The 23,833-nt window shown below is 65.5% G+C and carries 20 protein-coding genes; 8 read left to right on the forward strand and 12 right to left on the reverse strand.

Annotated elements, in window-relative coordinates:
• Position 1 precedes the first annotated feature (1 nt).
• Positions 2-379 carry a DUF8776 family protein gene (locus QMG28_RS07920; protein WP_281841677.1) on the forward strand — a complete coding sequence of 126 codons (378 nt, stop codon included), beginning with the start codon at positions 2-4 and terminating at the stop codon, positions 377-379.
• A gap of 48 nt (positions 380-427) precedes the next feature.
• Here the strand turns inward: QMG28_RS07920 and QMG28_RS07925 are convergent, their stop codons facing one another.
• The 10 genes from QMG28_RS07925 to QMG28_RS07970 all read right to left on the reverse strand — a co-directional run bounded on the left by QMG28_RS07925 (position 428) and on the right by QMG28_RS07970 (position 14,467).
• Positions 428-934 carry a chemotaxis protein CheD gene (locus QMG28_RS07925; protein ID WP_281841678.1) on the reverse strand — a complete coding sequence of 169 codons (507 nt, stop codon included), beginning with the start codon at positions 932-934 and terminating at the stop codon, positions 428-430.
• A gap of 9 nt (positions 935-943) precedes the next feature.
• Positions 944-1,993: a protein-glutamate methylesterase/protein-glutamine glutaminase gene (locus QMG28_RS07930; protein WP_281841679.1), complete on the reverse strand. Its 1,050-nt coding sequence runs from the start codon at positions 1,991-1,993 to the stop codon at positions 944-946.
• Positions 1,978-4,563, reverse strand: coding sequence for a methyl-accepting chemotaxis protein (locus QMG28_RS07935; RefSeq protein ID WP_281841680.1), 2,586 nt, complete (start codon positions 4,561-4,563; stop codon positions 1,978-1,980). The genes QMG28_RS07930 and QMG28_RS07935 overlap by 16 nt, the downstream gene beginning before the upstream one ends.
• Before the next feature lie 127 nt (positions 4,564-4,690).
• Positions 4,691-5,671, reverse strand: coding sequence for a 3,4-dihydroxyphenylacetate 2,3-dioxygenase (gene hpaD / locus QMG28_RS07940; protein ID WP_281841681.1), 981 nt, complete (start codon positions 5,669-5,671; stop codon positions 4,691-4,693).
• Positions 5,672-5,798: 127 nt separating this feature from the next.
• Positions 5,799-8,039: a xanthine dehydrogenase family protein molybdopterin-binding subunit gene (locus QMG28_RS07945; protein ID WP_281841682.1), complete on the reverse strand. Its 2,241-nt coding sequence runs from the start codon at positions 8,037-8,039 to the stop codon at positions 5,799-5,801.
• A gap of 2 nt (positions 8,040-8,041) precedes the next feature.
• Positions 8,042-8,503 (reverse strand): (2Fe-2S)-binding protein, encoded by a 462-nt coding sequence (locus QMG28_RS07950; protein WP_281841683.1) that lies wholly within the window; start codon positions 8,501-8,503, stop codon positions 8,042-8,044.
• A gap of 116 nt (positions 8,504-8,619) precedes the next feature.
• Entirely contained in the window at positions 8,620-10,008 is a 1,389-nt protein-coding gene (locus QMG28_RS07955; RefSeq protein WP_281841684.1) for an aromatic ring-hydroxylating oxygenase subunit alpha, read from the reverse strand.
• A 138-nt stretch (positions 10,009-10,146) separates the two neighbouring features.
• The gene (locus QMG28_RS07960; RefSeq protein WP_281841685.1) at positions 10,147-10,659 is read right to left on the reverse strand and encodes a GAF domain-containing protein; all 513 of its coding nucleotides are present in this window, start codon (positions 10,657-10,659) and stop codon (positions 10,147-10,149) included.
• Positions 10,660-10,719: 60 nt separating this feature from the next.
• Positions 10,720-12,432, reverse strand: a complete 1,713-nt coding sequence (locus QMG28_RS07965; RefSeq protein ID WP_281841686.1) for a hydantoinase B/oxoprolinase family protein — start codon at positions 12,430-12,432, stop codon at positions 10,720-10,722.
• A 4-nt stretch (positions 12,433-12,436) separates the two neighbouring features.
• Positions 12,437-14,467: a hydantoinase/oxoprolinase family protein gene (locus tag QMG28_RS07970; protein WP_281841687.1), complete on the reverse strand. Its 2,031-nt coding sequence runs from the start codon at positions 14,465-14,467 to the stop codon at positions 12,437-12,439.
• Positions 14,468-14,706: 239 nt separating this feature from the next.
• Here QMG28_RS07970 and QMG28_RS07975 point away from each other — a divergent pair, with 239 nt between their 5' ends.
• Positions 14,707-15,435 (forward strand): GntR family transcriptional regulator, encoded by a 729-nt coding sequence (locus QMG28_RS07975; RefSeq protein ID WP_281841688.1) that lies wholly within the window; start codon positions 14,707-14,709, stop codon positions 15,433-15,435.
• A gap of 25 nt (positions 15,436-15,460) precedes the next feature.
• Entirely contained in the window at positions 15,461-16,558 is a 1,098-nt protein-coding gene (locus QMG28_RS07980; protein ID WP_281841689.1) for a M24 family metallopeptidase, read from the forward strand.
• 134 nt (positions 16,559-16,692) lie between these two features.
• On the opposite strand, the gene QMG28_RS07985 is transcribed toward QMG28_RS07980, so the two are convergent.
• Positions 16,693-17,625 (reverse strand): dihydrodipicolinate synthase family protein, encoded by a 933-nt coding sequence (locus QMG28_RS07985; RefSeq protein WP_281841690.1) that lies wholly within the window; start codon positions 17,623-17,625, stop codon positions 16,693-16,695.
• Positions 17,626-17,817: 192 nt separating this feature from the next.
• On the reverse strand, positions 17,818-18,537 hold the full coding sequence (locus QMG28_RS07990) for a GntR family transcriptional regulator (protein WP_281841691.1): 720 nt from the start codon (positions 18,535-18,537) through the stop codon (positions 17,818-17,820).
• Positions 18,538-18,674: 137 nt separating this feature from the next.
• On the opposite strand from QMG28_RS07990, the gene QMG28_RS07995 reads away from it, so the two are divergent.
• From QMG28_RS07995 to QMG28_RS08015, 5 genes are read left to right on the forward strand one after another with little or no spacing between them, the layout of a single operon-like run.
• Complete coding sequence (locus QMG28_RS07995; protein WP_281841692.1) at positions 18,675-19,922, forward strand: NAD(P)/FAD-dependent oxidoreductase; 1,248 nt, start codon at positions 18,675-18,677, stop codon at positions 19,920-19,922.
• Positions 19,919-20,920 carry a 4-hydroxyproline epimerase gene (locus tag QMG28_RS08000; RefSeq protein ID WP_281841693.1) on the forward strand — a complete coding sequence of 334 codons (1,002 nt, stop codon included), beginning with the start codon at positions 19,919-19,921 and terminating at the stop codon, positions 20,918-20,920. The genes QMG28_RS07995 and QMG28_RS08000 overlap by 4 nt, the downstream gene beginning before the upstream one ends.
• A 21-nt stretch (positions 20,921-20,941) precedes the next feature.
• The gene (locus QMG28_RS08005) at positions 20,942-22,186 is read left to right on the forward strand and encodes a metal-dependent hydrolase family protein (protein WP_281841694.1); all 1,245 of its coding nucleotides are present in this window, start codon (positions 20,942-20,944) and stop codon (positions 22,184-22,186) included.
• Entirely contained in the window at positions 22,183-22,740 is a 558-nt protein-coding gene (locus tag QMG28_RS08010) for a hypothetical protein (RefSeq protein WP_281841695.1), read from the forward strand. Before QMG28_RS08005 ends, QMG28_RS08010 begins: the two co-directional genes overlap by 4 nt.
• A gap of 59 nt (positions 22,741-22,799) precedes the next feature.
• Positions 22,800-23,786 (forward strand): sugar ABC transporter substrate-binding protein, encoded by a 987-nt coding sequence (locus QMG28_RS08015; protein ID WP_281841696.1) that lies wholly within the window; start codon positions 22,800-22,802, stop codon positions 23,784-23,786.
• The last annotated feature ends 47 nt before the right edge of the window (positions 23,787-23,833 follow it).

A 23,833-nucleotide genomic window follows, 5' to 3' on the forward strand; every position in this document is an offset into this window, starting at 1 on the left:
TATGGACGGATCCGGCGAGGCCATCGCGCTCGGCACGCTCCTTGCCCGGCTCGCCGGCGAGCTGGACGAGGCCGCGGCGGGGTGCCTTACGGTGCAGGCCGCGATCTCGACGCTGCTCGACCGGGCCGATCACCCCGATCTGGGCGAGGACATCCACATGCTGCAGGATGTCGACCGGTTGCAGCAAACCCTGCGCGCCCTCGCGGGGGTGCTCGCCCTGGCTGCCGCCGCTGCCCCCGACACGCCGGTCCAGCGTTCCGATATCGCCCGCAGCACCCGGCTGGCGAGCCTCGCGGAGCGGCTGTTCCCGGCCCGAAGCGCCGCGCCGGCACGCAAGACGGGGCCGCGCCCGGCGGCACCTGGCATCACCTGGTTCTAGCCAGAGCCGATGCCGGCCGGACCGTAAAGCCCCGCTCAGTGGATGTGATCAGAAAAGCTCGATAGCGGAGGCATGGGCCGGTTTCGCCAGCCGCTGCACGGGCACGTCCTGGCTTACATATTTGAGCCGCGCCCGGCCGGTGCCGGGCCAGAATTCGATCCGGCGCGCCCGGGTTCCGCCAAGATCGGTGCTATGCATCGCGATGCCCTCGGTATCAAGAAACCGGGTGACGAAGTCGCCATTGCGCGACCCGGCAGAGGACAGGCCGCGCACCATGATCGCGCCGCCAAACACCTTCGCGCGCAGATTTCGCCGCGTGGCGCCGAGGCGCAGCAATCCGTTGATCAGCAGCTCCATGCCGTTTACGCCATGGCCGAAGGTTTCCGCCGCATCCGCGCTTTCATCGACGAAGAGCACGTGGTTCATGCCGCCGATCGCGCGGGCCGGGTCCCAGATACAGGCGCTGACGCAGGAGCCCAGCAGCGTGGCGATCACCGCATGGTCGCCACCGTCGATCGCGTGCTCGCCCTGCCCGATATATGTCCGGTGCTCCATCGCCGGCCCTCACGCGCGCGCGGTTCGGCGCAGGATCTCGCCGGCAATGGCATCGAGCGGCAGCACGGTTTCGACCGCGCCCAGTTCCTGCGCGACGCGCGGCATGCCGAAGACCACCGCGCTGGCCTCGTCCTGACCGATGCAGGTCGCCCCGGCGTCGCGCAGGCGCTTCATTTCCGCAGCCCCGTCGCGCCCCATTCCCGTCAGGATGACGGCGACGATGCGCTCGGCCAGCGGGCGGAAGGCGGCGAACATCTCGTCGACCGACGGGCGGTGGCCGGAGCGCTTCGGGCCAGTGGTCAGATGGAGCGTTTCACCATCCGCGTTGAGCGTCAGATGGGCATCGCCGGGCGCGATATAGATCTCGCCCTGACGCGGGCGGTCGCCTTCGGCGGCGAGGCGGACGCGCGGCCGCAGCGTGCTGTCGAGCCGGGCCGCGAAGCTGACCAGAAAGGCGGCTGGCATGTGCTGGGTGATCAGCGTGGGCGGGCCGTTTTCCGGGTAGCTTCGCAGCACCGCCTCAAGCGCCTCGACGCCGCCGGTGGAGGCGCCGATCAGCACCCACTTGCCGTTCCAGCGCCAGCCGGGATGAAGCGCGGCGGTGGCTGGTGCCTGGCCCCGCCCGGCGCCGCCGACCCGGGCTGCAGCGGCGGCGACAAGCGTATCGGCGAGCCGCGCAAAGGTCTCGCCTGCCTCGGCGAAGCGGGGCTTTTCAAGGCACTCCACCGCCCCGAGCGACAGGGCGCGCAGAGCGGCGCGGCTGCCTTCGGCGGTCAGCGAGGAAAACATCACCACCGGCATCGGGCGCGCCCGCATCAGCCGGTCGAGAAATTCGATCCCGTCCATGCCCGGCATTTCCACGTCGAGCGTCATCACATCGGGGGTGAGCGCCTTGACCGCGTCGCGGGCGGCACGGGCGCTGCCGGCCTCGCCGATCACGCGGATGCGCGGATCGGTTGCAAGGCCGGCACGGATCAGCTGCCGCATGGTGGCGGAATCGTCGACGATCAGCACCCGCACCGGGCCTGCGGCTGGCTGCGGCCTCAGAATTCGTCCCACCCGTCATCCTCCGGCGCTTCGGGGGCTGGCACACCGCCTGCGGTGAGGATTGCCGGCTGCGCCTCGGGCGCGGGGGCGCTGCGGCGCGATGAAAACTCGGCCTCGACGACATTGCCCCGGTCGCGCGGTGCCGCGCCGGTCTGGAACTGCGCCATCGTCGCGGTCAGGGTTTCGGCCTCACGGGTGAGCGCATGGCTTGCCGCCGTCGTCTCCTCGAACATGGCTGCATTCTGCTGGGTCACCTGATCGAGCTGGTTGACCGCTTCGTTGATCTCGGCCAGCCCGGCGCTTTGCTCGCGCGAGCTGACGGCGATCTCGCTCACATTGCGGCTGATCTCCTTGACGCTGTCGACGATGCCCTTGAGCGCCGCGCCGGCCTGATCGACGAGATCGACTCCCCGCCTGACCTGCCCGCCGGAGGCGGAGATGAGCGCATTGATCTCGCGCGCGGCCTCGGACGAACGCTGCGCCAGCGCGCGCACCTCCGAGGCGACCACCGCGAAGCCGCGCCCGGCCTCGCCGGCCCGGGCCGCCTCGACCCCGGCATTGAGCGCGAGCAGGTTGGTCTGAAAGGCGATATCGTCGATCACGCCGGTGATCTTGGAAATCTGTTGCGACGAGCTTTCGATCTCGCCCATCGCCTCCACCGCCTCGCGCACCACCGCGCCCGACGACACCGCGTTTTCGCGCGCCGTTTCCACGAGTTCGCTCACATGCGCCGCACCGTCCGCCGCCGATTTGACCGAGGAGGTGAGCTGATCGAGGGCCGAGGCCGTCTGCTCAGGCGTTGCCGCCTGCCGCTCGGTGCGGGCCGACAGATCGTCGGCGGCCGAGGAAATCTCGGAGGCTTCGCCGCGGATCAGCTCGGCATTGTCGACCACACCGCGCATCGCGTCCTGCAACCGGTCGAGCGCCAGGTTGAAATCGTCGCGCAAGCGTTCGTATTCCTGAGGGAAGGCCTCGGCGATCCGGTTGGTGAGGTCTCCGCCGGCCAGGCTTTCGAGACCGTTGCGCAGCGTGTCGACCACCCGGGCCTGCGCCTCCTGCATCTGGTGGCGCGCCGCTTCGGCCTGTGCGAGCGCATGATGGGCCCCGGTCCGGTCGGTTCCGATCAGGACGACCCGGAGCAGACGCTTGCGGGCGTCGAAGACCGGGATGAAACCGCCGTCGATGACCCCTTCGCTGCCATCCGCCCGGCGGACCCTGAAGGTGCCGAACACGCTCTCGCCGCTGCCCACCCGGTCGACCACATTGTCGCTGTCGCCGGCGGGATCGGCGCCGAAGACGAACAGATCGTCGCGCGTGCGGCCCGGAAGGCTGGCCAACGGGGCATCCAAACAGGCGGCGAAATGATCATTGGCGTTCAGCAAGCTGCCATCAAGGCAGAACTCGGCCTTGACCTGGTTGGCGTCGATCGCCGAGAGGATGGCGCGGTTCATGAATTGCGTCGTCACGTCGTTCCACTCGACGACGAAGCCCTCCATCTCGCCCGCCATGTTGACGACGCGGTTGATCACCAGCGCAAAGCGGACATCGCCGATCGCCAGATCGGCCTTGTAAGGCAACTGCGCGGGGTCCAGCAGGATCGCTCGCACCCGGGCGCGCAGCTCCGGTGTGTGGAAGGTATCCATCTCCTGCCCCAGCACCCTGGCCGGATCGAAATCCGGCGTGACGCGGCGGAAATCCTCGGCATACCGGGTGAGGATATCCTGCAAGGTCCGGTTCATCGAGGTGATGCGCAAATCCGCATCGACCATCATCAGCGCGGCGGACGAGGAGGCGAACGCGGTGCCGCGAAAGCGGTTTTCGCGCGCCTCGGTGCGGCTGGTCACCAGCCGGTCGCAGAGGGTGCGCAGCGCCCGGCCGATATCGCCAAGCTCATCCTGGCGCCTGGCCTGATCGAGCCTCACCGTCAGATCGTCATCGGCCATCCGGTCGACCGATTGCGCCAGCGCCTCCATCGGGCGGGTGACCCAGCGGTGAAACACCGCCATCATCGCCGCCGCCGCGAGCAGGATCGCCAGCGAGACGGCGGCAATGGTGATGCGTTGCAGGCGGGTTGCTTCGGCGAGGGCGAATTCGGCGGTCCAACTGGTGGCAATGGCCCCGGAGGCCGCGCCGGTGATGGCGTTGAGCACCGGCTGTGCGATCATCAGCCCGTCCCCGGAGCTGACCACCTGCCCCGCCGCCATCGCGCGGCGGGCAAGCGCCGTGAGCGCCGCTTCATCCGCTGGCGCGGTGCCCTGCGCGCTCAGCACCGCACCTTGCGCATCGAGCGCGAGGGCGAAGCGCGTATCGGCCTCCTGTGCTTCCACCAGCACATCGAATTCGCGCTGAACCGGCCCCGCCGCCCGCGCCATCACCGCATCCGCGAGCGCATGGGTCAGCAGCCCGTTGATCGCGGCGCCGGTACGGGCGATTTCGGTTTCGACCAGGCGCGCGCTGGAGCGCGAATAGGCCCAGGAGGTGAGCCCGGCCATGCAGATGGCGCAGCCCGCCACCAGCAGGCCGAGCCTGACGAAGATCGAATTCCAACGAAAACGCCCGGCGTTCGGCGCGGTTTCTGCCATGATGCGGCCCCCCATGCTGGCGCCCGGCAGACCCGGCGGCGCCGGGACACGCCGGGACATGTCGGGGAGACGCTATGCGCGGAGCCCTTTCTACCCGGTTAACGGATGCACATTTTTCCGGCGCGGATCACGGGGCGATGATCGGCGAGGCGCCGAGGCCCGAGGCCACCGGCTCCACCCCGTCGAACACCGAGCCGAGTTCAAACCACGAGCGCGGCGCGGGCGCGCCCCAGAGGGTCTGGCGCTGAGGGTCTTTCAGATCCCATTTGATCGCCTCCAGATCGGGATCGACCGTCTGGTAATCGGAGCAGTAGATCTCGATCCGGTGGCCGTCCGGGTCGAGGATGTAGAGGAAGAAGGCGTTGGAAATGCCGTGCCGCCCCGGCCCGCGCTCGATATTGGCGACATAGCCGGTGGTCGACATCAGATCGAGCAGGTCGATGATGTTGAGCGGCGTGGGCACCCAGAAGGCGGTGTGATGCAGGCGCGGGCCGAGGCCGTTGGTGAAGGCGATGTCATGCACCCCGCCCTTGCGGTGGGTCCAGGCCGCCCAGAGCCGCTTGCTCTCTTCGTCCTCGGTATATTCCGTTACCCGGAAGCCGATCTCGTTATAAAAGCCGACGGCCTTGTCCACATCCGGGCTGAACACGTTGAAATGGTCGATCCGGAGCGGCTTCACGCCACGATAAAGGGCATAGCTCTGGTGGATGGGGGGCAGACGGTCCATCCTGAAATAGAATTCGATCGGCATCCCGAAGCAATCATGCGTCGCCAGCGTGCGGCCCTGATAGGGGCGCTCGACCCAGCGCACCGCATGGCCCCGGCCCGCGAACCAGTCATGCGCCCGGTCGAGCTGGTCTTCGTCGAAAACCTTGAATGACAGCGCGCCGGCATGGGCCGCGTCGGCCTTGCGCAGCACGAGGCAATGGTGCCCCCGCTCCTCCATCGCGCGCAGATAGATCGCCGCGTCGCTCTCGTCGGTCACCTGAAGCCCGAGCGTATCCACGTAAAAGGCGCGGCTGGCGGTAAGGTCGGTCACCGCGAAGTCGACATGGCTGAGGCGCACGATGTTAAAGGGCGGATAGAGGTTGGGGGCCGGAATGGGCATGGTGGCTCCTGTGCTGGCCCGGGGGCCGGATCATTTTGCTTAACATGTTAAGGTTATATTTGGATGTCAAGCCAAGGTCCTGGCGGCGGGATTGCGGACCGCCCGGCAGGGTGAGCGGCCCGGAATTTCAGGCGAAGTCGACGAATTTATTGAACGGCATCTCGCGCAGACGCTGCCCGGTGGCGGCGAAGATCGCGTTGGCCAGCGCCGGGGCGGCGGGCGGCACCGGCGGCTCGCCGATCCCGCGCACCTTGTGGCCGTTTTCCAGCCCGCGCACCACAATCTCGGGGCATTGATGAAAGCGCATCCCCTCGGCATCGTAGAAATTCACCTGTTCCGCCGCGCCGCCGGCATAGGTGATCTCGCAATTCATCGCATGGCCGAGGCCGAAGATCACGCCGCCTTGCACGAGGTTCTCGAAGTTCACCGGGTCGACCACGGTGCCCACATCGGCAGCGACCCAGACCTTGTCGATCCGGATGCCCTCTTCGGTATCGGTCACCTCGACCACCTCCGCCACCGGCACGCCGAAGCTCTCGACAAAGGCCACGCCCCGCCCCTTGCCCGGCGCCAGCGCCCCGCCCCAGGACGACATCTCGGCCACCGCTTCCAGCACCTTGCGGCTCACCTCATGCTGCATCAGCCGGATACGCTCGGCCATCGGATCGGCGCCGGCCTCGTGGATCAGCTCGTCAAGGAAGGAGTCGAAGAAGAAGCCATTGGCCGAGGCCCCGACCGAGCGCCAGGACGAAACCGGCGCAAGCTCCGGCACGCGATAGGCGCGCATCCGGTAATTGGGGAGCGCATAGGGGTTGTTCCACGCGCCCGCCGAGATCTGGCTGTCGGGTCCGGGGATCGAGATCCCGAGCCGCCCCATCTGCGAGCCGAGGACGGAGGGCATGGCGATCTGCAGATCCACGGCCTCGACATGGCCGTCCTTCACAATGCCCTGCCCCCGCGCGATACCGGGCTGGCGCGGGAAATCCTGCGCAAAATCCTCTTCGCGCGAATAGGTCAGCTTGATCGGCACGCCGCGCATCTGGTTGGCCACCTCGGCGGCCTGTTCGACAAAACCGAGTTCAAGCCAGTGGCCGAAGCTGCCGCCGATGAAATGGTTGTGGAAATGCACCTGCGATGTGTCATGCCCGGTGATTGCCGCCACCGCGCCCTCGATCATCGAAATCGTCTGGTGCCCGCACCAGATATCGACCCGTTCATCGGTGACGAGGATCGTGGCGTTGAGCGGTTCCAGCGGCTGGTGGGCCACATAGGGCGCGCGGTATTCGGCGCTGAACGGCGTGCCCGCGGCCAGCGCCGCCCCGGTGTCGCCATCGTCGCGCCAGGTCTTGTCGAGCCGATCCTCAGTGAAGGAGGCGGCGATCGCCTCCCAATGCGCCGCCTGCTCCGGCGGATAGGGCGCGGGCCCCCAGTCGAAGGTGATCGCATCGGCGGCCTGAAAGGCGCGCCAGGTGTTGTCGGCCACCACCGCCACACCGTCGGCGAGTGGCACGATCTTCTTCACGCCCGCCATCCCCTCGGCGGCGGCGGCGTTGTAAGACAGCATCGCCCCGCCCTTCTGCGGGTTGCGCCGGATGGTGGCGAACAGCATCCCCTCGTGGCGGATGTCGAGCCCGTAGCCGAGCGTGCCGGTGGATTTCGCCACCATGTCGAGCCGCTGCATCGGCTTGCCGATGAGCCGCCACGCGGAGGGATCGCGCAGCGCCACGCCGGTCACCGGCGCGATCCCGGCCGCCGTCGCCGCCAGCGCGGTATAGGCGATCTCAGACCCGTCCGGCAGGATCACCGCGCCGCGCGCCGTCTTGAGCTGGCCCACCGGCACGCCGCTTTGCTGCGCGGCGGCGGCTTTCAGCGTTTCGCGCGCCACCGCGCCGGCTTCGCGCAGCTTGTCGAAACTGTCGGGCATGGTCGTCGACCCGCCGGTCATCTGCATCGCCACCAGCTTCATCGCGCTGCCGGCGAGGCCGCGCACGGTTTCGGCCATGCGGCTTTCGTCGCTGGCCATGAAGGGCACGCCCTCATCGGCCATGCCGGTATTGTAATAGGCTTTCGCCGGCGCACCGAAGCTGATCTCGAACTGGCCGAACTCGATATCCAGCTCTTCCGCGATCAGCGCCGCCTGCGCCGAGGCCACGCCCTGCCCCTTATCGGCATGGGGCGTGATCAGGGTGACCTTTTCGCTGTCGATCAGCACCCAGGGATTGAACGTGGCCGAGCCATCGGCCAGCCCGTCTTCCAGCGGGTTCGGATAGGGCGTCTTCACCTTGTAGACCCCGAAGGCCACGCCGCCGAGCAGCGCGGCGGAGCCGATCAGAAAGGTGCGGCGGGCGATTGTTCTGGCGCGTCCCATGATCAGGCCCCCTGCAGGCTGCGCGCGGCGGTCTGCACCGCGGCGCGGATGCGCGGATAGGTGCCGCAGCGGCAGAGATTGCCGTCCATCGCCTCGTCGATCTCGGCATCGCTGGGCGACGGGTTTTCGGCCAGCAGGCTAGCCGCCTGCATGATCTGCCCCGACTGGCAATAGCCGCATTGCGCCACCTGATGCGCGATCCAGGCGGCCTGCACCGCGTGCAGCGCATCGGGCGTGCCCAGCCCCTCGATGGTGGTCACCGCGCCCGCGCCGACATCGCCCACCGCTGTCTGACAGGACAACACGGCGACCCCGTCGATATGCACCGTGCAGGCCCCGCAGGAGGCGACGCCGCAGCCATATTTGGTGCCGGTCAGGCCAAGCTCGTCGCGCAACACCCACAGAAGCGGCATATCCGCTTCCACATCGACCTCATGCGAGGTGCCGTTTACCGTCAGTCTCATGCGCGTCCCTCCGGATGAAGCCTGTCGGGCCAGCATACAGCAAGCGCGGCGTTACAAAACGCCCGATTTTCGCGGCGCCGGAGAGGCGGCGCCCGGCCGAAGCCGGGGCCGCAAGGCTATGCGCCAACGTATTTTTCAAGCGTCTGGTGAAAATGGCGGATGCGCAGCTCTTCATATTGCGCCAGTTCGACCTTGCCCGTGGCCGAGCTTCGCAGCCCGTCCTGCACCAGCCCCATATTCGAGATATCCTGGTCGATCACCGGCCCCAGGATCGGCAGTTCCGGGGCATCCGACCAGGGCTGGCCCTTGTCGATCCAGCGCATCTCGGCGGGTTTCGGGCGGGGCGCGTCGGGCGGGCAGCGCTTGAGGATCATCACTTCCATGATGCAGCTGTTCACATCCAGCCCGTTCGGCCGCCAGCGATAGACGATGTTCGGCGCAAAGCCGCCCCAGGGCGCGAAATTGGGGAAGACGTTGTAGACAAGCGCATCGAGCACTTCGGCATCCGATACGCTGGAATGGTCTTTGCCATAGGCGCGGGTAAAGGCCGTTCGGGCGATATCGCCCAATTCCCGCCGCGCCTTGATTTCTTCCTTGTTCTTCACGTCCAGCAGCTTGTTCTGCCCCCACATGGTGAGCATGGCACCGACGATCTGGCTTTCGTCGGGCTCGGTGCCGGCCATATGCGGGCTGGGCACGCCGAACGCCGCGAGGTTCCGGTTCACGTGATCGCCGAACACATCGTATTGCGCGCTGGCATCTGCGAAGAAGGGCAGAATCTGCGGATGCGTGGCGATCACATGGTAGGATTCCATGAAGGCTTCCTGCGCGACCTTCCAGTTGCAGTCCATGATCCCGGCCAGGTGGACCGACTTGTAGCAATCCTCAAGACGCCAATTGGCGAAATGCTCGGGCAGAACGCCGAGATATTCCTGAAGAGAGATCGCGTCCTTGTCGAAATTGATGAAGACGAAGCCGCCCCAGCTGTCGACCCTCACTTCGCGCAGATGCGCATCCTCGTCGCTCAGGTTCGGAAAATCCCACCGGCAGGGAATGCTCTTGACGCTGCCGTCGAGGTTCCAGCTCCAGCCGTGGAATTTGCACCTTATCTGCGGCGCATTGCCAGCCTCCGCGCGCAGCTTGCGCCCGCGGTGAAGGCAGGAATTGACGAAGGCGCGAATGCTGTTGTCCTCGGTTCGCACGATCAGCACGGAACTGTCGGCGATGTCGTAGACGATCTGATCGCCCGGCTCGGGAATCTCTTCCTCGCGGCAGGCCATCTGCCAGACCTTCTTCCACATCAGGCGGATTTCGCGTGCAAGGTAATCGGCCGAAACGTAGCGCTCGACCGGAACCGACTCCGACCCGAGATCGGCATAGGACGTGGCGCGCAGGCAGGCGTCGGGCTGATGAGAATCGTGGTCGAGAACCTGTTGATATGTGGGCTTCGGGCGTCCGGCGATGTCTTCCGGATCGGTTGTGTCGAAGGTGGCGCTCTGTGTCATGAATGTACTCCGGGTGGCGTTGTAGCGTATTTAAAACTTTGCTTTGCATACAAATCATGATCCCGGCAAACACAATTGGCCTTGACTTAAATCAATTTCACTCCCGAAAGCTCATGCCGCCCGCGCCATATCCCCGCCTCACCCCGGCGCGCCGCTTTCGATCATGAGCGCGGCCGCGACCGGCAGGCAGGCGCCGGTGCAGCCTGCCACCACCTCGTCGCTGAAATGTCCGGCCGGACCGAGGCAGTTGAGCGTGCCGACCACGTCACCGGCGACGACGATCGGAATGTTCAGGATCGATTCGAGGCCAAGGGAGCGGATTTTCTCGTGGTCGAACATCACCTGCGCGAGACCTTCGTAATCGTTCGCAACGAAGCTCTTCTGCTCGTCGATCACCTGGCGGCTCCATTCCGTCTCGTTCGCGGGCTTGCGGCCCTGAGCCTCGTAGGCGCCGGGCATCGAGGAATAGAGGCGCAGGAACGAGCCGTCAGACGGGTCGCGATGCGTCACCGTGACGAGGCCGAGATCGAAGGCACGGATAAGGTGTTCGGCAACCGGCGCGATCACGGCGCCGGGCTCGGCACCGGGTGTAGCAAGCGCTGTGGCGGCCTGGCTCAAAGCGGCTGCCAGCGACTGGGCGGTATCGGTCATGCGGCTCTCCTGCCTGCTGGGTCCGAAGCCCGCCGGCAATGCGGGCTTCGGACCGGTCTGTCAGAGCGTGGTGCGCGGCGTGCTGGCCGCTACGTCGATCCGTCCGTCGATCACCACGACACCGTAATCGCGGCGCGCGGCCTCGCCGCTCAGCCAGCCCCTGTCGAGATCGGTCTGGATCTCGGCGAAGGGACGCGCCAGCGGGTCACCATAGCCCCCGCCCCCGCCGGTGCGGGTTACCACGAGCGTTCCTTTGGGAAGCGCGCGGGCACGCATCTTCAGCAGGCTCTCCTCGGTCCCGTCCGGCAAAACCAGCGTGTTGGCCGGGCCGACCGCGTCCTTGCCGCCCGCAAGCCCCCAGGCCGGTGTTTTCGACCGCTCGAACCACAAGGCGCCCCCGGCGTCGTCAAGCAGGCGATAGCTCCGGGTTACCCCGTTGCCGCCGCGCCAGCGGCCGGCGCCGCCGGTATCCGGGCGGATCGAAAATTCCTCGATCCTGACCGGAAACTTGGTTTCGTAGACCTCCGCCGGCATGTTCCGGAAACCGCCATTCACCAGGTTGATGAGCGCGCTTTCCCCGTCCGAGCCATTGGTGCCGCCCCAGCCGCCGGCGGTGGCCTCGACCGTAAGCCATTGCCGCTTCCGGGGGTCGACCTCGAAGAACGAGGCCACCATCGAATCGCCGTAATGCGCGGCGGTTGCCCGCTCCGGCATGGCTTCGGACAGACAGGTGATCATCAGATCGGCCAGCAATCCGAGGCCGGTGAAATACCAGGCGCAGGCATAGGGTTCGCGGGCATTGAACATGCAATCATCGGGGATTCTGACCTGCATCGTCGAGAACGACCCGCCGGTGATCGCGCGTTCGGGGCTGATCATGGTCTTGTAAGCGAGGCGCAGGAGCGATTCCGTCTGCACCGCGCCGCAATTGATCGACCCGGCCACAGGCGGCGACGAGCCGGCCATGTCGATGATCATGTCTTCGCCGTCGATGGTCAGCGTCAGCCTAACCTTGACCGGATCGTCGCTCTGGCCGTCATTGTCGATATAGCCTTCACGCGACCAGGTGCCGTCTTTCAGCGCGCCGATCGCGGCACGGTCGAGCGCCTGGGCCTGTTCGAAGATGTTCAGGCAGGAAGCGCGATAGCTCTCCTGACCGATCCGGTCGAGCAACTGACCCAACCGGCGCTCGCCGGTGCGGATCGCGCTGATCTGCGCGCGGAAATCGCCGAGGATCGCCGCTTTCATCCGGGTGTTGCGCTGGATCAGGTCGATCCAGTCGGGCAATTCCTCATAGTTCTGGCACACGCGGGTCGGGCCCAGCCGCCAGCCCTCCTGAAAGATCGAGGACGACCCCATCGGCATCCCCGGATCCATCGCCCCCACATCCGACCAATGCGCCCGGGCGGCGCCGAAGCCGACGAGCCTGCCATCGTGGAACAGCGGGCCCACCGCGGTGAAATCCATCAGGTGCGTGCCCTGAAGGTAGCTGTCATTCATAAGAAAAATGTCGCCCGGCCCGATATCCTCGCCGTATTTTTCGAGCACCAGACGCACGCAGGCGTCAATCGCGCCAACGAAAAGCGGCACTCCGGTGGACTGGCCCAGCATCTCGCCTTCATGGTCGAGAATGGCGACCGCGCTGTCGCGGCCCTCGTAGATGACCGGCGAATAGGCCGAGCGCCAAAGGGCCGCGTTCATGTCCTCGGCGCAGGAGATGACGAAGTTGCGCACGACTTCGGTGGTGATCGGATCTGCTTTCACTTGAGTCATGGGATCACGCCTCTCTCGATTTGGTCATGGACAGATGGCCGCCGGTGATAACCTCGACGGTCCAGCCGGGGGGAATGAGGGTGGTGGTCGTCTCCTCCTCGATGATCGCCGGCCCTGAAATGGTGTCGCCCAGGGCATAGGCCTCGCGCCGCACCACGGTGGTGGCATGTTCGGCGCCATCGAAATAGACCGGGCGGCTGTGGCTCTCGCGGCTTTGCCGGTCGACGGGGCTGGGCAGGCCCGGGCGTTTCAGCCGGCCGAGAGCGGCGACGCGCAGATTGGCGACCTCGGCTCCGGCGACCGTCGACGAATGGCCGTATTGCTGCTGATAGGCGTCGTTGAAAACGGCGCGGACAGTGGCGGGATCGACGGTGCCGGTGCCCGCGGGCACGGTCAGGACGTATTCCTGACCTTCATAGCGCAGATCGACGGAGCGTTCGAAGCTGATGTCGTCGTCGGCCATCCCCTCTTCCTTGAGGTGGGCGCGGCCTTCGGCCTCCAGCGCCTCGAAATGCGCCGTGATCTCCGCCGGATCGACAGCGCCCCAGTCGCCGTAATAGGTCATCTTGAAGTCGTGCCGCATGTCGGTTTGCAACATCCCGTAAGCCGAGAAGGCGCCGGGATGGACCGGGATGATGACTTCGGTGATATCGAGCTGTTCGGCCAGAGCGGCGGCCTGCGACGGCCCTGCCCCGCCATAGGCAAGCAAGGCGAAGTCGCGCGGGTCGATGCCGCGCTGCACGGTGATGGTGCGGATCGCATCGGCCATCTTGGCATTGATGATGTCGATCACGCCTTGCGCGAAAGCCTCGGGAGACAGGCCGAACTTGTCGCCCAGCCGCTGACAGGCATCCCGCGCGGCCTGCGCATCCAGTGTCAGCTCGCCACCGGAAAAGTTGGCGCTGTCGAGGCGCTTCAGCACCAGATTGGCGTCCGACACAGTCGGTTCAGTTCCGCCCCGCCCGTAGCAGGCCGGACCGGGCACGGAGCCTGCGGATTGCGGCCCGACGCGAAGCGCGTTGGCCTCGTCCCAGGCGATCGAGCCGCCGCCCGCGCCGATCACGTGAATGTCGACCACCGACATCTGGACCGGCAAGCCTTCGAGCGTCGCCTCGTTCGAGGTCGACGGCAGCCCGTCGACGATCAGGCTGGCATCGAAGGAGGTGCCGCCCATATCGACGCAGATCAGGTTTTTGCGGCCGGTCTGATCGGCCAGCGCGCGACCGCCGATGGTGCCGCCCACGGGGCCGGAGAGAAGCGTTTGCAGCGGCGTGCTCGCCGCCGCGGTCGCCGTCATCGCGCCGCCGTTCGATTCCATCACATGCACCTGCCCGCCTGCGGGAAGCGTGCCCTGCATCTGCTCGACCAGCGTCGTCAGGTAGCGCCGCACCACCGGCGCGGTGAACGCATCCATCGCGGTGGTGGAAATCCGGTCGAATTCGCGCCATTCGGGCGAAACCTTATGCGACAGCGCGATGTCGATCTCCGGCAGGCGCGCGCGCAGATAAGCCTCGGCGGCAAGCTCGTGCTCGGGGTTGCGAAAGCCGAAGAGAAAGCAGATGGCGATTGCCTCGTAGCCCTTTTCCGTCACCGCATCGACCAGCCTGTCGAGCTCTTCGAGCACAATGGGCGTTTCCACCGTGCCGTCGGCCGCGATGCGCTCGCGCACGGTGTAGGTATCTTCGACGGTGACCAGCGGTTCGGGCTTGTGCCAGCGGATCGAGAAGATCTCGCCGCGATTGTTGCCCTGGATGGTGTAGACATCGCGGAAATTCTCGGTGGTCAGCAGCGCGACCTTCGCACCCTTGCGCGTCAGAACCGAGTTCAGGCCGACCGTGGTGCCGTGCACGAAGAAGTCGATATGCTCGTCGTCTCCCAGCCCTTTTGCCACGCCCTCCAGAACCGCGAGCGCCGGGTTGTGCGGGGTCGACAAGACCTTGAGCGCACGCACGTCGCCGTTATCCGAATTCTGAAATACGATATCCGTGAACGTCCCGCCGATATCGGCCGAGACGCGGTATCCGGTTGATGCCATCTGGATCACCTCTCCGTTGTATTTTCGTGGCAAGCCCGGTTGTTCCGGGATCTGATTCTTGACCGCAGCCATGCGGCAGCACAGCCGAAACCCCTTTTTTACAACGGGATTCGCAACCTTGCTTTCAGAAACGCTAGGTTGCATGCAAATTTTATGCAAGACTTTTATGCAAACTTTATGCTACCAGACTCGCATGCCAGCCGAGACCGGCACAGCGCTGACCGGCAGAGGAGGAACCGATGGCCAAAGACGAAAAACCCGCCTCGACCGGCACCGCCAAGCGCGAGCGCGGTGCGACCACCGTGTATCAGGCGCTGCGCGAGGAAATCCTGACCCTGAAGCGGGAGCCCGGCAGCGGGCTCGACGAGGTTGGCATTGCCAGCGAGTTCAACCTGTCCCGCACGCCGGTGCGCGAGGCGATCTTCATGCTGTCGGGCGAAGGGCTGGTGAAGGTGCTGCAAAACCGCTCCTCCATCGTCATGCCGCTATCAATGCACCGGCTGAACGATCTTCTCGACACCTGGCTCATCCTGTTTCGCTCGATTTGCGTCGATGCCGCGCGGCGGCGCACCGAAGACGATATCGCCACGCTGCGGGCCGCGGTCGACAGCTTCGAGGCCACGATCGGGCGCGAGGAAACGCTGGAGATCGCGCTCGCGCTGCTGGGGCTGCAACGCGGCTATACTGATGTGGCGCGGAATTTCTTTCTTGGCCGTTACTATCCGCAATGCCTCGATGCCGGGCGGCGCACCCTCCTCCTCCACTACTTTCCCTATGCGGCCGAGGCCGACCTGCGGCTTCAGGCGGAGCTTCACCGTGCCTTGATCGACGCAATCGGCAAGGGCGATGTTACCGCCTGTAACCGGATCGTCGGCGATCAGATCGCCGCGATCCTGAACGTCATCCGGGCATCGCTTGAGCCGTCCATCGCGGACGAGGTCGACCTGTCGACTTCGGCACTGGACTGACCACGCCACACGGAAAGAACATCGCATGAATTACCAAAGCCGCCTCACCAAGCTGACCGATCTTCTGAAGGCCGCGGACTGCCCCGCGATCGCCTTCGTGCCCGGACCCAACTTTTTCTATCTCACCGGCGTGACCCTTGCTTTGATGGAGCGCCCGACGATCCTGATCGTTACCGCCGATGGCGACATGCACGCAGCGATCCCAGCCCTGGAGCGCGACCGCTGGGCTGCAGAGGTGCCGCAGGCGCAGACCATCTACTGGCAGGACAGCGACGGCTACGCCGATGCCCTGGCGGCGCTTGCCAGACAGACCGGGCTGAGCCGGATCGCGGTCGAGGGCAACCGGATGCGCCAGTTCGAGGCTGCCGCGCTCGCCACGGCCTTCGCCACCGCGCCGCTGGACGGGACGACCATGCTTGCCCCCCTGCGCATCGTGAAGGACGTGGCCGAAATCGCGGCCATCGAGGCCGCCGTGCAGATCAGCGAAGCCGCGCTGCTGGCCACGCTCGACCATATCGGCGCGGGGATGACCGAGACCGAGATCCGCTCGAAACTGCTTATCAACATGCTGGAGCGCGGCGCCGATGGCGCGGCCTTCGATCTGATCGTTCTCGCCGGCGGCGCGGCGGCAGATTGTCATGGCGTGCCCTCCGCCGGGCGCAGATTGCGGCGCGGCGATGCGCTTCTGTTCGATTTCGGCGCGACCCTTGCCGGCTACAGCGCCGACATCACGCGCACCTATTTCTGCGAGGAGATCCCCGACGCTCACAAAACGCTCTATGACACCGTGCTCGCCGCGAACAGGCTGGGCCGCGAGATGGTTCGTCCGGGCCTGACGCCCCACGAGCTGGACGCCGCCGTTCAGGGCGTTCTGCGCGATGCCGGGTTCGAGGCGAATATCCACCACAAGGTCGGGCATGGGCTCGGGCTCGACATCCACGAGGCCCCGCAGCTCATGATCGGAAACCATGCGCCGCTCGAAGCCGGGATGGTCATCACCATCGAACCCGGCCTATACGATCCCGCCGGGATCGGGGTGCGGATCGAGGATGACGTGCTGGTCACCGATGGCGGATCGCGGTCGCTGACCTCGCTACCCCGCGAAGCCCGGATCATCGGCTGATGCGGCACCGGGCGCAGATCGCCAATGGCTTGCCCCGGTTCGCGGGCCATCGCTTTGTGAGCCCGCCCCTTACACCAAAGACCCGGCACCGCGATGTCTCGTGGCGCCGGGTCTGCGGGGAGTGTTCGTTCGGGTCAGGCCGCCCAGGCGGCGTACCAGGTCTTGAATTGCGCGTATTGCTTTTCGACATAGACGCGCTGCGCATCGGACAGCTCGTCGGTTTCGTTGAAATGCAGCCGGTATTCTTCCTCGCCGTTCAGGACGTGAAGGTACTTGTAGAAGAGCACCAGATCGACGCCTTCATCGAAGGTGGAGAGCACCATCAGCGCCTCTTCCAGCTCCCTGGCCTTCGCGCGCGCCTCGGCGTCGCCCGCCGCCGCCTTCCTGGACAGCGCCACCAGGTGCAGCACCTCTTTCGGAAGTGCGTTGCCAATTCCGGTGATCGCGCCGGTTGCGCCGCAATTGACGAAACCGTGGAACACCTGCGTATCGACGCCGACCATCAAGGTAAGGTCGTCGCGGGCCGAGGTGATGTGCTGGCCGGCATAGCTCAGATCGTCGGCGCCGCCGAATTCCTTGAACCCGATCAGGTTGGGATAGGCCGCGTTCAGCTCGAAGAACAGATCGGCACGGGTCGCAAACCCGTAATAGGGGCTGTTATAGATCACCGCCGGCAGCCCCTTCGCGGCGTCGAGAATGGCCGAGAAGTGCGCCTTCTGCGCGGCAACCGACGTACCCCGCGACAGCACGCGCGGGATCACCATCAGCCCCCGGGCCCCCACCTTCGCGGCATGGGCGGCGTGGGCCACGGCCGATTTCGAGTTGACGGCACCCGTGCCGACGATCACCGGAACGCCTGCCTCGACCAGCGCCTCGACCCCCGCCATGCGCTCTTCATCGGTCAGCAACGGCCAATCGCCCATCGAGCCGCAATACACCACGGCGCTCATACCGGCCTCGATGAGTTCTTTGCCCTTCCTTGTCAGAGCGGCATGGTCGGGTTTGCGGTCCGGCGTGCAGGGGGTCATCAGCGCGGGAATGCAGCCGCTGAAGATATCGGTGTTCATCTCTCGTCCTTTCAAGAACCGGGCAAAGGCTGGAAGGGTTTTCTCCGGCAATGCCAGCTATTGGATGCTGAATGCATACCAATACGTCGACCCATTGTCGACAATAAATATTTTTTCCAGTCTATCTACAGGAAAAACATCGCACAAGCACATGTTTTTCCAAGGGAAACAATCGGAGGCGCTGCGCGCCGACTAGAGCGAAAGGCCGATGCTGTTGCGGCGGTCCGCCGCGATGTAGGACTGAATCTGCCGCACGATCTGGTCGGCATGGGCCACCGCGAGGGCATCGGCACGGGCAATGTCGCCTGCGGCGATTGCGTCGATGATATCCTCGTGCTCGATCACGTATTGCCGCGGCAATTCATCGTTGAACGACGAGTAATAGAGGCGGAGAATGCGCCGGCCCTCGTCCAGAAGACGCGTGAAAAGATCGGTGTAGTACTTGTTCCCGCCCGCCTGCGCGATGGCCACATGGAAATCGCGGTTCGTCGAGATCATTTCGAGCGGATCGCGGGCGGCCACGCTTCTGGTGAATTCGGCCTGGCAGGCGCGGATCGCCTCCAGGTCGGCCTCGCTCCGGTTTACCGCCGCTTCGCGTGTGGTGACGCGGTACATCAGCGTCAGCGCGTCAAAGAAGGACGACAGGTTCAGAAAGTCGATCTGCGAGACGATCGTCGCGCGGTTGGTCAGGGTGGTGATCAGATTCTCCGCCGCCAGCCGGACCAGCGCTTCGCGGATCGGCGTCCGCGACAGGGCAAAGCGTTCGGCAAGCTGCGCCTCGTCGATCGGGCTGCCCGGCGCCAGCGTCAGATCAATGATCTCCCGGCGCAACGTCTCATAGACCGTCGAAACGCCCGATCCACGCTTGCGCCCGTTCTCGGCTGCTTCGGATTTCTTGGTACCGCTCTTCATTCCATCGCCCAATCCAGATCAGAAAACACTTTGAATTATTGCAAAGTACGCGGGCAAGTTCAAATCGTATATTTGTTGTCGACAAAACAAATGCAGATTGGTATCCAAGGTCTCGACCACGGTGGAAAGGCTGCGAAATGCGTGTTGGCATTGTAGGTGCAGGAGTGATCGGCGTGAGCGCCGCACATGCCCTCATGCGCGACGGCCATGAGGTCACGGTGTTCGACCGCGAGGGGATCGCCGCCGGTGCCTCACAGGGGAATGCCGGTGCCTTCGCCTTCAGCGACATCATTCCGCTCGCCACCCCCGGCATCCTGCGCCAGGCGCCCAAATGGCTCTTCGATCCGCTCGGGCCCCTCGCGATCCGCCCCGGCTATGCGCTGCAGATCCTGCCCTGGCTCATTCGATTCGCACGGGCCTCGATGCCCGACCGCTATGCCGCCGCCCGCGATGCGCAAGCGGCGTTGATGCGCTTCTCCAGCGATGCGCTCAACCATCTTCTCGTGGCCATCAGGGGTACCGCGCTGATTCGCCGCGAAGGGCAGCTTCAGCTTTACGATACGCCAGGCCAGCTCCGCGCAAGCCAGCCAGGCTGGGACGAACGCGCCGCCGCGGGCATTCGCTTCGAGACGCTGACCAGCCACGCCGCGATTGCAGAGATCCAGCCCGGCATCAGCGAGCGTTTCACGAACGCCGTGTTCACCCCGGACTGGATCAACGTCACCGACCCCAGGGCCTGGGTCGAGTTCATCGCCGAAGACATGATGCGCCACGGTGTCGCCTACAGGCGCGAGGCCGTCGCGCGCCTTGCACCGCAGGGCGCGGGCGTTCGGCTCGAAACCGGCGCCGGGGCCGAAAACTTCGACCGCGTCGTTCTCGCCGCCGGCGCACAATCCGGCGCCCTGCTCGCACCGCTCGGCTTGCGGCTGCCGCTGGAAACCGAGCGTGGCTACAACACCACCTTGCCCGCCGGTGCGTTCGACCTGCGCACGCATGTCAGCTTTTCCTCGCACGGCTTCGTGGTCAGCCGGATCGGCGATGGTGTGCGCGTCGGCGGCGCCGTCGAACTTGGGGGGCTGAGGCTCGCCCCCAACATGAAGCGCGCCGACGCCCTTCTTGCGAAGGCGAAATCCTTCCTGCCCGGGCTCGACACGACCGGCGGCAAACGCTGGATGGGATTTCGCCCCTCCATGCCCGACAGCCTGCCGGTCATCGGTGCCGCGCCGGGGCATCCGAACCTGATCCTCGCCTTCGGCCACGGCCACCTTGGGCTGACCCAATCCGCCGGCACGGCGGAGATCGTCGCCGATCTTGTCGCCGGCCGGGGCACCGCCATCGACCTCGCCCCCTATCGCGCCGGGCGTTTCATCAGGGGGCGGGCATGACCAACCACACATTCACCTGCATCGACGGCCATACCTGCGGCAACCCGGTCCGGCTTGTCGCCGGCGGCGGCCCCCGCCTCGAAGGTGCGACCATGATCGAGAAGCGGGCGCATTTCATCGCCGAATACGACTGGATCCGCACCGGCCTGATGTTCGAGCCACGCGGTCACGACATGATGTCGGGCTCGATCCTCTACCCGCCGACCCGCGAGGATTGCGATGTGGCGGTGCTCTTCATCGAAACGTCCGGCTGCCTGCCGATGTGCGGCCACGGCACCATCGGCACGGTGACCATGGCCATCGAAAACGGCCTCGTCACGCCGCGCGAGCCGGGCAAGCTGGTGCTCGACACGCCCGCCGGGGTCGTCACCGTCGAATACAGACAGGAAGGCCGCTTTGTCGAACAGGTCCGCCTGACCAATGTGCCTGCCTTTCTCTATGCCGAGAACCTGACGGCCGAGGTGCCGGGACTGGGCGAGTTGACGGTCGACATCGCCTATGGCGGCAACTTCTACGCCATCGTCGACCAGCAGCAAAACTTCCGCGACATCGCCGATTACAGCGCGGGCGAACTGATCGGGTTCAGCCCGAAGCTGCGCGCCGCGCTGAACGAGACATACGATGTCGTCCACCCCGAGAACCCGGCCATCAACGGGCTGAGCCACATCCTTTGGACCGGCGCGGCGCAGCACCCGGAGGCGACCGCGCGCAACGCCGTGTTTTATGGCGACAAGGCGATCGACCGCTCACCCTGCGGCACCGGCACCTCGGCCCGGATGGCGCAATGGGCCGCCAGGGGCAAGCTGACGGTCGGCGACGCCTTCATCCACGAAAGCATCATCGGCAGCCTGTTCGAAGGCCGGGTCGAGGCCGCCACGAAAGTTGGCGACCGCGATGCAATCATCCCCTCGATCGGCGGCTGGGCCCGCCAGACCGGCTTCAACACCATCTTCATCGACGACCGCGACCCCTATGCTCACGGCTTCGTCGTCAGGTAACTCAAGTAAAGACAGGACCACATGACCCTGACCGCCTATATCAACGCCCGCCTGCCCGATCTGGACGCCGGAGCACTGACCGCGCCCACCACCGTGGTGACCGAAGGCGACCGCATCGTCTCGGTCGGCACCCCTGCCCCCGCCGCCGCCGGGATCGTCGACCTCGGCGGCAAAACCCTGATGCCGGGCCTGATCGACGCGCATTTTCATGTGGTCGCCCATTCGCTGGACCTGTGGGACAATTGCATCGCACCGGACTCGCTGGCGGCTTTCCGCGCCGGCGCGGTTATGACCGAGTTGCTCGGCAAGGGCTTCACCACCGTGCGCGATCTCGGCGGGGCCGATATCGGCCTTGTGCGCGCCGTCGAGGATGATTTCATCGACGGGCCGAACCTCGTCATCTGCGGCAAGGGTCTGTCGATGACCGGCGGCCACACCGATCTGCGCGCCCGCACCGATACCCGCCCCGATGCGCTGGGCTGGCGGCTTGGGAACATGGGCGTTCTCGTCGATGGCGTCGACAATGTGCGCCTTGCCTGCCGCAAGATGCTCAAGGAAGGCGCGGCCTTCATCAAGGTGATGGCAAATGGCGGCGTGGCGTCGCCGAACGATCCGATCGACTCGATCCAGTATTCCGACGCCGAAATCCTGGCAATGGTCGAGGAGGCCCGCAACGCCAACACCTATGTGTCGGCGCATGTCTACCATGACGACGCGATCCGCCGCTGTGTCGAGCTTGGCGTTCATTCGCTGGAGCATTGCAACCTGATCACCCCCGAAACCGCGAAACTTGCCGCGGAAAAGGGCTGTATCGCGGTGCCGACGCTTGTCGCCTATGAGGGGCTGAAGCTTGAGGGCAAGGAGCTCGGCCTTGGCGAAGCCTCCATCGCAAAGATCGACATCGTGCGCGATGCGGGCCTCGACAGCCTCGCCATCATGCGCGAGGCCGGCCTGCCGATGGCCTTCGGTACCGATCTTCTCGGTCAGCTCCGCAAGTACGGCGGCATGGAATTCGACATTCTGGCAAAGGTTCTGACCCCGGCCGAGATCATTGACGGCGCCACCCGGATCGGCGCGAAACTGTGCAAGCTGGATGGTGAGATCGGCGTCATCGCCGAGGGCGCGCGCGCCGACATGATCGTGGTCGATGGCGACCCCTTCGCCGATGTGACCATCCTCGGCAAGCCCGACCAGCACCTGACAGCCGTCATCAAATCGGGCCGCATCGCCCGCGGCGCCCTTGCCTCCGCGCAGGTGGCGGCATGACCGCGTATCCCTACGATATGGCCCGCGTCGCCGACATCCTGGCCGCCCCGCAAAGCGCGAGGATGCTGTTTGGCTATCTGCTCGACGGGCTGCGCCGCGATGTGGGCTCGAAGCTGACCACCGCGTCGATCTACGATCTCGACGCGATGCGCAGCCGCCGGGTGTTTTCGGACGATCCGGACGCCTACCCCACCGGCAACTTCAAGCGGCTCGACCGGAACCGCTATTACGCGACGGTCATAGAAGGCGCGAAGCCGTTTTCCTCGACCAGCATCGGGGAGATCGCCGAGGTCTTCTTCGACTGGGAGAAGATTCAGGCGCTGGGTCTGGAAAGCAACATGAACCTGCCCGCGCTCGCCAATGGCCGGGTGATCGGCACGGTCAACCTGCTCCACACCAAGGGCCACTACACCGCCGACAAGGTTGCCGCCGCGCTCGCATGGCAACCGATCGCCACGCTTTGCTTCCTGCTGCTGATGCAGGGAGACCCCGAGAAAGACAGTTTCATCGACCCGGACCTGACCTCCACCGGCCCGGTCATGGAAGGCGCATAAGAGGCAAAGACCCCACCGCCACTCACATAACCCCATTCGTCCAACAAGGAGACACGACGATGAAAAAGACCCTCAAACTCGCAGCCCTCGCCACGGCCATCGCGCCGCTGGCGGCACAGGCCGAAGACATCAATATCGCCTATCTCGCATCTTCGAGCCAGAACGGCTTCAACCAGGCGATCTATGAAGGGATCGAAAAAGCCGCCGCCGAATACGACAACGTCAATGTCGAGATCTTCGACGGCGAATTCTCGGCCCCGGTTCAGTTCACCCAGGTCGAAGACCTCGTGGCCGGTGGCCGCTTCGACGCGATGATCGTCACCCCGAACGACACGGTGGGCATCGCGACCGCGCTGGAAGATGCCGCCGCCGCCGGCGTCAAGGTTGCCGCCACGCTGTTCCCGATCGGCCCCGATCTGAAGAACATGGAGCCGCAGGTCACGGGCCTTGTGACCACCGTTGCCTCCGACCCGTCGATCGGCGCCGAGCGTCAGGCGAACGAAGTCGTCGCCTTCTGCGAAGACAAAGACCCCTGCAAGGTCGTGGTCCTGATCGGCCAGCTGATCTACCCGTTCGACAACCTGCGCTATGAGACCTTCCAGAAGGTTCTCGGCGAGCATGCCAACATCGAGATCGTCGCCACCGGCGAAGGCAATTACAGCCCCGAAACCTCGCTGACGGCGATGCAGGACATTCTCCAGTCGCATTCCGATCTGGATGCGGTTCTCTCGAATGCCGACCAGCACCTGATGGGCGCCGAAATCGCAATCCTGGATGCGGGCCTCGATCTCGAAGCGATCTACCTGATCGGTGGCGGTCTGAACCAGATCGCAACCGACGCGATCCGCGGCGGCCAGTGGGATGCCTCGCTCGCCCAGTTCCCGGTGTCGATGGGCGAAGCGGCCCTGAAGGCCATGGTTTCGTCGCTGAACGGCGAAGAGGTTCCGACCTGGATCGACGAATCGAAGCTCGGCACCTCGCCCGCCGTCGTGACCAAGGAATGGCTGGACGAGAACCCGGACTTCACCGCCGAGTGGCAGGGCTGATCCGTTCACATCCGTGGCCGGCGCGGTTCGGCGCCGGCCACACCGCA

The sequence above is a fragment of the Sinisalibacter aestuarii genome (assembly GCF_027923545.1).
Taxonomy (GTDB): Bacteria; Pseudomonadota; Alphaproteobacteria; order Rhodobacterales; family Rhodobacteraceae; genus Sinisalibacter; species Sinisalibacter aestuarii.